We start from the raw sequence: 10,168 nt of genomic DNA, 5'->3' as shown, positions 1-10,168 counted from the left end.
TTCGTTCGCGACCTCCCCCCGCCTCACCTAGAATCTCCGCTCTTGCCCGCCTCCCTCCCGGAGCGCCGCCGTCCGGACGGAAACCGGTCGGCTCTCACCGACGTACGCCGGTCTGCCTTACCGACCGCACACCCGTCGGCGTCCACCGACGCACACCCCCAGCAGGCCCCCGGAGGCACCCCCTTGTCCAGATCGGCCGACGATCCCCTCGCCCGCGAACGCGCCCACCTCAGCGCCTCGCGGTCCGCGCTCCGCACCATGCGGGAGGACGTGGAGTCGCTCGACATCAGAGACGTCACCGCGAACTGGGTGAACGCCGAGGCGCTCCAGCACCAGATCAGTGAGCGCATCAAGGCCCTCGCCGACCTCAGCCACACCCCCCTCTTCTTCGGCCGCCTCGACTACCTGCACGCGCCGAAGGCCGATCAGGCGGAGGGCGCGGAAGGGGAGCGGTTCTACATCGGGCGCCGTCATGTGCACGACTCCGCGGGCGACCCCATGGTCATCGACTGGCGCGCGCCCGTGTCACAGCCGTTCTACCGGGCCTCCAAACGGGCCCCGATGGACATCGGCCTGCGCCGCCGCTTCGGCTACACGGGCGGCGACCTCAGCGCGTACGAGGACGAGCACCTCTCCGACCCCACCGAGGCGGCCACCACCAGCAAGCTGCTCCAGCAGGAGATCGAGCGTCCCCGCGTCGGCCCGATGCGCGACATCGTGGCGACCATCCAGCCGGAGCAGGACGAGATCGTCCGCAGCGGGCTGGGCGGCACGGTGTGCGTGCAGGGAGGACCCGGCACCGGGAAGACCGCCGTCGGTCTGCACCGGGTCGCGTACCTCCTCTACGCCTACCGCGAGCGCCTCGCCCGCACCGGCACCCTCGTCATCGGGCCGAACCGCTCGTTCCTCCACTACATCGAGCAGGTGCTGCCCGCGCTGGGCGAGCTGGAGGTCAAGCAGGCGACCGTGGACGACCTCGTGGCGCATGTCGAGGTGCGCGGCACCGACGACGCGGACGCCGCCGTCGTCAAGGGCGACGCCCGGATGGCCCAGGTGCTGCGCCGCGCCGTCCGCTCGCACGTCACCCCGCCCACCGAGCCGGTGGTCGTGGTGCGCGGATCACGGCGCTGGCGCGTACCGGCGTACGAACTGGAGGACATGGTCCGGGAGTTGCTCGACCGGGACATCCGCTACGGCGCCGCCCGCGACGCGCTGCCGCAGCGGATCGCGCACGCGGTGCTGGTGCAGATGGAGCGCTCGGGCGAGGCGCCGGACGACCGCGTGCAGGACGCCGTGGCCCGCAACCCCGCCGTGAAGGCGGCCGTCAAGGCGATCTGGCCGCCCGTGGACCCGGCGAAGCTCGTGCTGCGCCTGCTCACGGACGCGGACTTCCTGGCCGTACACGCGGACGGGATCCTCACCGCCGACGAGCAGAAGACGGTCCTGTGGGCGAGGCCCGTACGGTCGGTGAAGTCGGCCAGGTGGTCGGCCGCGGACGCCGTACTGATCGACGAGGCGACCGACCTCGTGCAGCGCACGCACTCGCTCGGCCATGTGGTGCTCGACGAGGCGCAGGACCTCTCGCCCATGCAGTACCGGGCGGTGGGCCGCCGCTGCACCACCGGTTCCGCGACCGTCCTCGGCGACCTGGCCCAGGGCACCACGCCCTGGGCGACGCGGAGTTGGGAGGAGGCACTCGGCCACCTCGGCAAGGGGGACGCCGTCGTCGAGGAGCTCACGGCCGGCTTCCGTGTCCCCACGGACGTCATCACGTACGCCTCCCGCCTGCTCCCCCATATCGCGCCCGGGCTGACCCCGGTGGCGTCGGTCCGTGAGAACCCGGGCTTCTTCGAGCTCCGTCCGGTCACGTCCGACGCCGAGGTGGTCGCCGCCTGCGAAGAGTCACTCCGCCACGAGGGCTCGATCGGCCTCATCGCCGCCGACGCCCGCGTCCCCGCCCTGGCGGAAGCGCTCACGACGGCCGGCCTCGGCTTCCTCGGCCCCGGCGAGGAGACGACGCACGAGACCCGCCTCACGCTCGTACCGGCGTCGCTGGCCAAGGGTCTGGAGTACGACTACGTGGTCCTCGACGAGCCCCGGGCGGTCGTCGACGGCGAGCCCGACGAACGCACCGGCCTGCGCCGCCTGTACGTGGCGCTCACGCGAGCGGTCTCGGGCCTGATCGTGACGCACGCGGCACCGCTGCCACCGCAACTGGTCTGAGCCGTACGGGAAGCCGGCCGGACGCGCCCTCGCGCCCTCTCAGGGGCTGCACGAACCCGGCCGGCTTCAGCCGTCGACGTCGAGCGCCGTCCCGTACAGCCGGCCCACCTTCAGCCGGATGACGACCCGGCGCTCGGCCACCAGCTGCTCCAGGAACGCGTCCTCGTCCTCCGGCTTCGCGGCCTCCGGGATCATCGCGAGCAGCTCCCGCCCGACCGCGTCGCCCGGAACGGTCGTGATCCCGGAGACCTCCGCCTCGCCCTCGGCGACGGCGAACGACCACACGTCACCGCCGGGCACATGGAGAGCCGCGCGCGGGTCGCGCCGCAGGTGTTTGACCTTGACGCGGTCCGCCGTGGTGGAGAACCGCACGATGCGGGCATCGGGGTCCCAGCCGTACAGCATGGTGGTCAGATGGGGGTGGCCACTGCGCTTGTTGGTGGCGAGGGTTCCGAACTGCTGTCTGCCCAGCAGATCGGACAAGGCGTCGTCGGACAGGGTGCGGGGCGCGGGTCCTTGAGTCATGCCGTGATCAACTCCCGTACGGCTCCCGGCATTCCACGGCAACGGACTCCTGCGGCACCGCGTACCCGGGAACGGACGGCCAGCGCACGGTCAGCACCACCGACTCCTCCTCCGCGATCCAGGAGTGGTCCACGCCCTTGCCCCATACGACGTAGTCGCCCTGCCGTTCCAGCAGCACGCTGCGGCCGGGAAGCTCGACGCGGAAGCGACCGCTGATCAGAACCAGCAGAGCGGTGCGCTCCTCGCCCCGCACCCACTCGGATCGCTCGTCACCACGGGGGTGGACGCCCCACTTGACCTCCACCGCGTCGCTCTGGCGGGGATCGCCGTCCGCCTTGAAGTGGCCGAGCAGCCATCCGCGGTCCAGTGCCGCGTCCCTGCCGGCGTTGCCCACGTACACGCTGTCGTCCAAGCGGTCACCCAAGCCGTCGTCCAAGCCGTCGTCCATGCGGTCGAACGCTAACACCCGCCCGTCGGCCGGGTTGTAGCGGCGATCCGGTGGCGCGTCGGCGAACTCGTCAGCCCGCCGCCTGCTGCAGACCGTCGAGGATGAGGTCCAGCCCGAACTCGAACTCGTCACCGTAGGCGTATCCGGGGCGCATGACGTGGGCGGTCGCGATCTCGGTCAGATACGGGTACTCGCCGTCGCCGAAGCCGCTCATGATGGACTCCGCCAGTTCGGCGGTCTCGTCCGGGGTGTCGAAGGGCAGCGTCTTCTCCTGCAGGGCGAACCCGTAGATGTAGCTGTCGAGGACCGAGACGGCGTGAGCGGTCAGGGTGAGCGAGAACCCGCCCTGCCGCAGGCAGCCCAGAACGACGTCGTGGTGACGCAGAGTGGCGGGTCCCGGAGTGGACCGCGACTCCATCAGCCCGATCGCCCAGCGGTGCCGGGACAGCGCGTGGCGCATGGAGATCGCCCGCTTCCGCATCGCCTGGCGCCAGTCGTCGCCCGGTGTGGGCAGTTCGACCTCACCGAAGACCAGGTCGACCATGCCGTCGAGCAGGTCCTCCTTGTTGGCCACGTGGTTGTACAGGGACATCGCCTCGACTCCGACGGCCTCGCCGAGCTTGCGCATGCTCAGCGTCTCCAGGCCGCCGGTGTCGGCGAGTTCGACGGCGGCGCGCAGCACCCGCTGCCGGGTGAGCGTCTCGCGGGCCGGCTGCGGGGTGGTACGTCGGGTCACGGTGGGCGGTCACTTCCTCTCGCGGTCTCCAAGCGTTGACGAGCTTACGGCGTAAGTGCTGTACTTACAGCGTAAGTGTGCGCTTACGCCGTAAGTGCTCGGTGGAGACGAACCCGGAGCAGCGACGATGCGGAACATGAACGAGCCGACCCCGACCGCCGATGAGACCAGTGAGACCAGTGAGACCAGGACGATGACGTCCGTCGTGCAGGAGCGATACGGCGCCGAGCCGGAAGCCGTGCTGCGCACGGCGCGACGCGCCAGGCCCGGTATCGGGCCCGGCGAGGTACTGGTGCGGGTGCGCGCCTCCAGCGTGGACCGGGGCACCTGGCACATGATGGCCGGTCTGCCGTACGCGGTCCGGCCCGTGAGCGGCCTGCGCGGGCCGAAGCTCCCGAACCCCGGCCGCAACATCGCCGGTGTAGTCGAGGCGGTCGGCTCCGACGTGACCGGGTTCGCGCCCGGCGACGAGGTCTACGGCACGGCAGTCGCCGCGTTCGCCGACTACGTCGCCGCCCGCCCCGACAGGATCGCCCCCAAACCGGCCGGCCTCACCTTCGAGGAGGCGGCGACGGTACCCGTCAGCGCGCTCACCTCACTGCAGGCGGTGCGCGACAAGGGCAAGGTCGAGAAGGGGCAGCAGGTGCTGATCACGGGAGCGGCCGGCGGCGTGGGCACCTTCGCCGTCCAGCTCGCCCACGCCGCCGGGGCGCGGGTCACGGCCGTCGCGAGCACTCCCAAGGTCGACGCCGTACGCGCCCTGGGCGCCGACGACGTCATCGACTACACCCGTGAGGACTTCCTCGCCGGCCCGCGACGCTACGACGTCATCATCGACATCGCGGGCAACCGCGGTCTGCGGGATCTGCGCCGCGCCCTCACCCCCCGCGGCAGGCTGGTCATCACGGGCGGTGAGACGAACGGCGCCTGGCTCGGCGGCACCGACCGGCAGCTCCGCGCAATGCTGCTGTCCCCGTTCACCGGCCAGCACCTCGGCACCTTCATCGCCTCCGAGCACGCCGACGGGCTGCGCGACCTGACCGCGCTCATCGACGCGGGCACGCTCAGCCCGCTCGTGCACCGTGTCTACCCGCTGGCCGAGACCGCCGCGGCCATCCGCTGTCTCCTCGACGGCCACGTCATCGGCAAGCTGGCGCTCACGCTGCCCGCCGAGTGACGGCACGGGCCGACACCGGAGCGCTGTTCCCGCCGGGTTCCCGCCGGCCTGGGCCGACAGCGTCATCGTGTGCCGACAGCGCACCGGAATCCCGCCCTCACCCAGGCCCCGATCCGCCGGACAGGCCCCGGGCATCCAGCGCCGTACGCCACTCCCGCACCGCCTCCGCGGAGACCGGCGCGCTCCAGCCTCCCGGCCGCACGGCGCCTCCGACGTGGAAGGCGTCGACACCGCCGGCGCGCAGCGTCGGGACGTGGTCCAGGCGCAGGCCACCGCCGACGAGCAGCCGCTGCGTGTAACCGGGCTCCCCGCTGCGGCCGGCCTCGGCGAGGAGGACCGGCAGCCCGTCATCGACGCCCTCGGCGGACCCCGCGGTCAGATAGGTGTCGAGACCCGGCAGGTCGGCGAGCTGCTTGCGCAGGGCGTCGCGGTCGACGGCCCGGTCGATGGCCCGGTGGAAGGTCCACGGGTACCCGTCCAGCGCGTCCACGACCCGCTCGACGGCGTCCACATCAGGCCCCCCGTGCTCCGCGAGGAACCCGAGCACGAACTCCTCGGCCCCGGCGGCCCGCAACTCCCGTACAGCCCGTACGAGCCCCTCGACGTCCCCGGCGGCGAACCCGTCGGCCCGGCGCACCATCACCCGGGCGGGAATCTCCACGGCCTCCCGGATCCCGGCGACCACCCGGACCCCCGGTGTGAGCCCGTCCGCGGCCATGTCGGCCACCACCTCGAGCCGGTCGGCCCCTCCGGCCCGAGCGGCGATCGCGTCCTCGACATCGAGGGCGATCACCTCCAGGACCGCACGCGCAGGCGTAGGCATAGGACCCCTTCCGTTATGTCTCTTGATTCCCGTGAGAGCGACTGATGGTTCCACCGACAGCCCTAAAGGTCTAGTCCAATCTCAGGGTACGACGGCGGGGCGCGCTCTCGCGCAACGGGGCGGGCCGTACGCCGGAGAGCAACGGGTCGGCCGTACGCCGGAGAGCAACGGGTCAGCCGTACGCCGGAAGGTCAGCGCCCGTCCGCGTACCGGCGGGCCAGGGCGATCAGGGCGGACCGGTCGCTCCGGCCGGTGCGGTTCCTGAGGCTCGCGAGGTGTTTCTCGACGGTGCGGGGCGAGAGGAAGAGGTACTCGGCGATCTCCTGGTTGCCGAGCCCGCGGCCGAGCAGGCGCAGCACCTCGTACTCCCGCGCGGTCACCCCGGCCTGCCGCAGCTCCCGCGGAATCGTGTCGTGGCCCTGGCGGCGGCGGGGAACCGGGGAGCCGGCTTCCCGCAGCAGGGCGCGGCAGGCGGCCGACACCCGTGTCGTGCCCCGGTCGTGGAAGAACTGCTCGGCGGCGCTCAGCCACTCGACGGGCCGCCCCCAGCTGTCGGCGAGTGCCGCCTGAGCACCCAGGCGCAGGCACAGGTGGCGGGCCAGGGGGATGGCGTCGGTCCCGGCCAGGGCCTCCTCGGCAGCCTTCGCGGCCTCGGCGGACCGGCCTTCGCGGCCCAGCAGCACGGCCCGCGACCAGCCGACGAAGGGCCGGTCCCAGTGGACCTCGGTGAGCCGGTCCGTGACCGCCCCGTCCAGCTCCGCCCAGCCGGCCGCACCCCGTACGGTGCGCAGAAGCAGGTACGGGCCCAGGAAACCGGTGACCCCCCGGGTGCTGGGCAGCGCCCGCATGACCTGGTCCGCCTCCGTGAACTCGGCCATCGCCCTGGCGTGTTCCTCCCGCAGCAGGGAGCAGACACCCCGGGCCCAGCCCCACACGGAGGTGTCGGCGTAGCCCCAGACCGCCCCGGCGCTCCCGTCGGCCAGCGCGCTCTCCAGCACGTGCAGCGCGGCCTGGAGCTTCTCCCTCTCCCCACGGATGGTGGCGATGATGGCGTCCACTCCGGCGCCGAGCAGTTCCACCTCGTGCAGGCGCAGCCTGCGGGCCGTCGTCCGGAGCCGCCGGGCGGACTCCGTGGCTCTGTCCTGGTCGTCGCGCAGCAGATGGGCCAGCGCCAGATGCATGTCGGCCCAGGCCGTCATGAGCACCGCGCCGGTCTCCTCGGCCGCCTTCCGCGCGGCCAGCAGCCGCTCGGTCCCGCTGAACCGGATCCGGTCGAGCGCGCCGAGTTCGAGCAGGCCGCGTATCCGCCAGACCGGCAGCGCGTGGGCCTCGGCCGTGGCCACCAGGCGTTCGAACACTTCTTCCGTCTTGGCCAGGTCCAGGGGCCTCAGGCAGTACCCGAGCATGTTCAGCGCCTTGCAGCTCACCTCCGGCAGCCCGACCGCCTCGGCGGTCGCCACGGCTCCTTCGGCCAGGGCCATGGCGGTCTCCCGCCGGTCCGGGCGCTGCGAATTGAGCACCAGGTGCGCGGCGACCGCGTCCAGGGCGGCGCGGGACGCCGGGTCGGGCTCGGCTCCGAGTAACTCCCGCGCCCGCCGGACGGCGGTCAGGCCCTCCTCCCACCGCTGGACGGTGGCCGCGGCCCCGGCCCGCGTGAGGAAACCCGCGGCACGCCGGGCGGGCGGAGCGCCCCACACGGTCAGGACCTGGTCCAGCCGGTCGCCGAGCTCCGGGACGCGCTGGACGTCGCCCGTGAGGACGAGTGTCCTCAGCAGTTCCTCCAACAGCCGAGCCACGGCCTCGGGCGGGGCGTCCACGGCGTCGGCGGTCAGCTCCAGGCCCCGGTCGAGGAGTTCCACCGCGGTCAGCAGCGCGCCCCGCAGGACCGCCTGCCGCCCGGCCCGGGTGAGCAGTACGGCGGCCCGTGCCCGCTGCCCGCCCGCGACGCACAGCTCCGCGGCCAGGCGGTACAGGTCGTCGCCCGAGTCACCGCCCATCAGCCCGCGGGGCTCCCCGGGCCGGCCTGCGCCTCCCGGCCCCTGCTCCGGCGCGTCGGCGGACTCGGTCGCGTGGCGCGCGTGGGCGGACTCGATCGCGTCGGCGGCGGCGAGGCAGAGCGCCACCCGCTCCGCGGGCAGCAGCCGGTGGGCGATGGCGTCGGCGGTCAGGGCGTGACGGAAGGTGTGCCAGCCGGGCTCCTCCGCGGTGAGGTCGTCGGTGGTGCCGTAGGTGGTGCCATTGGTGATGCCATTGGTGCCATAGGTGCTGCCGTCGGCGACCAGGTGCACGCGTGCCGCGTACCGCAGCTGGCGGAGCGCCGTCGTCCGGTCGAGTCCGGCGACGCGGGCGGCGATGTCCACGGGGAAGCGCCTGCCCAGGACGGCCGCGGCTTCCAGGAGCGCGACTCCGGACGGTTCCAGGTGGTCCACGCGCTGGAGGACCGCGGCTGCGACCGTCGCGGGTACGCCGGCGTTCAGCGCGCCGGTCACCGTCCAGCCAGGGCCCTGCCGATGGACGAGATCGCCGCTGTCGACCATGGCACGCAGCAGTTCCTCCACGACGAAGGGGACACCTTCGGAGACGGCTTGCAGGCGGTCCAGTACGGCGGCCGGTACCGCGCCCGCGTCGTCGTGGCCCAGACAGCGGGCGGCCAGTTCCGCGGTGTGGGCGGGTGCGAGGCGGGCGAGGCGCACGGTGCGGGCCGTACGACGGGACGCGGCGGCCTCGGCGAGGTCGAGGGCCGGTCCGGGCCCACTGCGCAGGGTGGCCAGCAGGACGGCGCGCTGGCCGGAGAGGTTGTCCGTGAGGTAGTCGACGATGGTGAGCGTGTCGGCGTCCGCGTCGTGCAGGTCCTCCAGCACCAGGACACAGCCGCCGGCGCGTCCGAGGACACCCAGAAGCCGCAGCACCGCCTCGGCGTACCCCACGAGTGGCGCGCCGTCCTGCGGTGCCAGTCCGCACAGCCGTGACAGCAGCGGCTCATAGGGGCCCAAGTCGCCGTCCGCGGGCGCCCCTTCGCCGCGCAGTCCGGAGAACACGGCCTCCGCCAGCGGGCGCAGCGGCACGGCACGCCCGGCCGACGCGGCCCGCCCGCGCAGCACCCGTAACCCGGCGCGTACGGCTGAGGAGGCGGCCTCGTCGACGAGCCGTGACTTGCCGATGCCCGGCTCGCCCAGCACGAACACCGACGAGCCACGCCCTTCGCCCGCCGACCGGACGGCCGCGGTCAGAAGGTCCCGTTCCGGTTCTCTGCCGACCAGTTCCGGTGACGACAACGACGACACTCAGGCCCCCTGCGACCTCTCCGCCCACTTCGCCCACTTCGCCCGTTTCCGGGATGTCCCCGCCGGCGCTCGTCGAATACTCCTTCGAGTCCGTACAGCGTAGTACCCACGGTTCACAGGCGCCGCAGAACTACATGGGGGCTCATCCCCGATGTCCCCGGCAGCGGGCGGACGGCACGCTGTTCTCCGGCAGGGCAGGGGGGACAGGGCATGGCCCGGGGGACATGCCCTGCCTGCTTGCTTGTTCTTTCGTCGATGGGGGGGGTCGTCAATGCCGTCAATGCCGTCAATGCAGCGTGCTGGGAAATGGGCCGTGGCCGGGCTTCTGGGCGTGGCCCTGTGCGGATGCTCGTCGCTCACCGGAGGCACGACCGGAGGCACGGGAGGGGGCACCGGCAAGTCGTCATCGAAGGGCTCGGCGGCGGACGGACCGGAGGTTCCGGAGTCCACCCTGGACCTGGAACGGGTGTGCACTGACGGGCTCGGTTTCTCGGGGATGCCCGCCTACGACCGTACGAAGAAGACCGTGCACCCGGCGATGCTCATGAACAACTCCGGAGACACCTGGTCGCAGTTCGAGCCGCCCTCCGGCGACTTCCCCAAGGGCTGGTTCCTCGGCTACTCGGACAAGCCGGCCGACGCCGAGCTGGTCGTCTGCCTGGAGAACCGCACCAAGGCGACCGCGACCGGCAAGGTGTGCGACATGGAGACAGACGACGGGAAGCCGCTGAAGATCCGTACGTACAACACCTCGTACCGCCTGCGGATCGTCGAGGCGCGCACGGGCAAGGAGCTGTACAAGCACACGGGTGAGGCCAAGTCCGACGAGTGCCCGGTGTACATGCTGACCTCGGAGGGCGAGGACAAGGACAAGTACTACAACGAGGTGCGGCCCAAGGACTACCGCAAGCGCGTCAAGCCCTTCATCGCGCCGTAGTCTTCAGCCTTCAGC

General features: G+C 72.4%; 8 protein-coding genes. 3 read left to right on the top strand and 5 right to left on the bottom strand.

What is annotated here, in order from left to right; genetic code table 11:
- The first annotated feature begins 183 nt into the window (after nucleotides 1-183).
- Nucleotides 184-2,223 carry a HelD family protein gene (locus FNH04_RS33310; protein ID WP_152789575.1) on the top strand — a complete coding sequence of 680 codons (2,040 nt, stop codon included), beginning with the start codon at nucleotides 184-186 and terminating at the stop codon, nucleotides 2,221-2,223.
- Nucleotides 2,224-2,289: 66 nt separating this feature from the next.
- On the opposite strand, the gene FNH04_RS33305 is transcribed toward FNH04_RS33310, so the two are convergent.
- The 3 genes from FNH04_RS33305 to FNH04_RS33295 all read right to left on the bottom strand — a co-directional run bounded on the left by FNH04_RS33305 (nucleotide 2,290) and on the right by FNH04_RS33295 (nucleotide 3,932).
- Nucleotides 2,290-2,748 (bottom strand): TIGR03618 family F420-dependent PPOX class oxidoreductase, encoded by a 459-nt coding sequence (locus FNH04_RS33305; protein ID WP_152789574.1) that lies wholly within the window; start codon nucleotides 2,746-2,748, stop codon nucleotides 2,290-2,292.
- Nucleotides 2,749-2,755: 7 nt separating this feature from the next.
- The gene (locus FNH04_RS33300) at nucleotides 2,756-3,160 is read right to left on the bottom strand and encodes a cupin domain-containing protein (protein ID WP_152789579.1); all 405 of its coding nucleotides are present in this window, start codon (nucleotides 3,158-3,160) and stop codon (nucleotides 2,756-2,758) included.
- Nucleotides 3,161-3,266: 106 nt separating this feature from the next.
- Nucleotides 3,267-3,932, bottom strand: a complete 666-nt coding sequence (locus FNH04_RS33295; RefSeq protein ID WP_322724573.1) for a TetR/AcrR family transcriptional regulator — start codon at nucleotides 3,930-3,932, stop codon at nucleotides 3,267-3,269.
- A 136-nt stretch (nucleotides 3,933-4,068) separates the two neighbouring features.
- Here FNH04_RS33295 and FNH04_RS33290 point away from each other — a divergent pair, with 136 nt between their 5' ends.
- Nucleotides 4,069-5,109 carry an NAD(P)-dependent alcohol dehydrogenase gene (locus tag FNH04_RS33290; protein ID WP_228031758.1) on the top strand — a complete coding sequence of 347 codons (1,041 nt, stop codon included), beginning with the start codon at nucleotides 4,069-4,071 and terminating at the stop codon, nucleotides 5,107-5,109.
- A 97-nt stretch (nucleotides 5,110-5,206) separates the two neighbouring features.
- Here the strand turns inward: FNH04_RS33290 and FNH04_RS33285 are convergent, their stop codons facing one another.
- Together FNH04_RS33285 and FNH04_RS33280 are read right to left on the bottom strand one after the other, a co-directional pair.
- Nucleotides 5,207-5,932 carry a copper homeostasis protein CutC gene (locus tag FNH04_RS33285; protein ID WP_152789573.1) on the bottom strand — a complete coding sequence of 242 codons (726 nt, stop codon included), beginning with the start codon at nucleotides 5,930-5,932 and terminating at the stop codon, nucleotides 5,207-5,209.
- 191 nt (nucleotides 5,933-6,123) lie between these two features.
- Nucleotides 6,124-9,216 (bottom strand): helix-turn-helix transcriptional regulator, encoded by a 3,093-nt coding sequence (locus FNH04_RS33280; protein WP_322724570.1) that lies wholly within the window; start codon nucleotides 9,214-9,216, stop codon nucleotides 6,124-6,126.
- A gap of 313 nt (nucleotides 9,217-9,529) precedes the next feature.
- Between FNH04_RS33280 and FNH04_RS33275 the strand changes: the two genes are divergently transcribed.
- The gene (locus FNH04_RS33275) at nucleotides 9,530-10,153 is read left to right on the top strand and encodes a hypothetical protein (RefSeq protein WP_322724569.1); all 624 of its coding nucleotides are present in this window, start codon (nucleotides 9,530-9,532) and stop codon (nucleotides 10,151-10,153) included.
- Nucleotides 10,154-10,168: the final 15 nt, after the last annotated feature.

Source organism: Streptomyces phyllanthi (assembly GCF_009377205.1).
GTDB lineage: Bacteria > Actinomycetota > Actinomycetes > Streptomycetales > Streptomycetaceae > Streptomyces > Streptomyces phyllanthi.
The sequence above is the reverse complement of the archived record's forward strand: the minus strand, read 5'-3'. Positions and strand labels throughout refer to the sequence as shown.

Coding starts and splice junctions, on each gene's coding strand:
- FNH04_RS33305 (WP_152789574.1), bottom strand. CDS start 2,748: ATGACTCAAGGACCCGCGCCCCGCACCCTGTCCGACGACGCCTTGTCC.
- FNH04_RS33290 (WP_228031758.1), top strand. CDS start 4,069: ATGAACGAGCCGACCCCGACCGCCGATGAGACCAGTGAGACCAGTGAG.
- FNH04_RS33285 (WP_152789573.1), bottom strand. CDS start 5,932: ATGCCTACGCCTGCGCGTGCGGTCCTGGAGGTGATCGCCCTCGATGTC.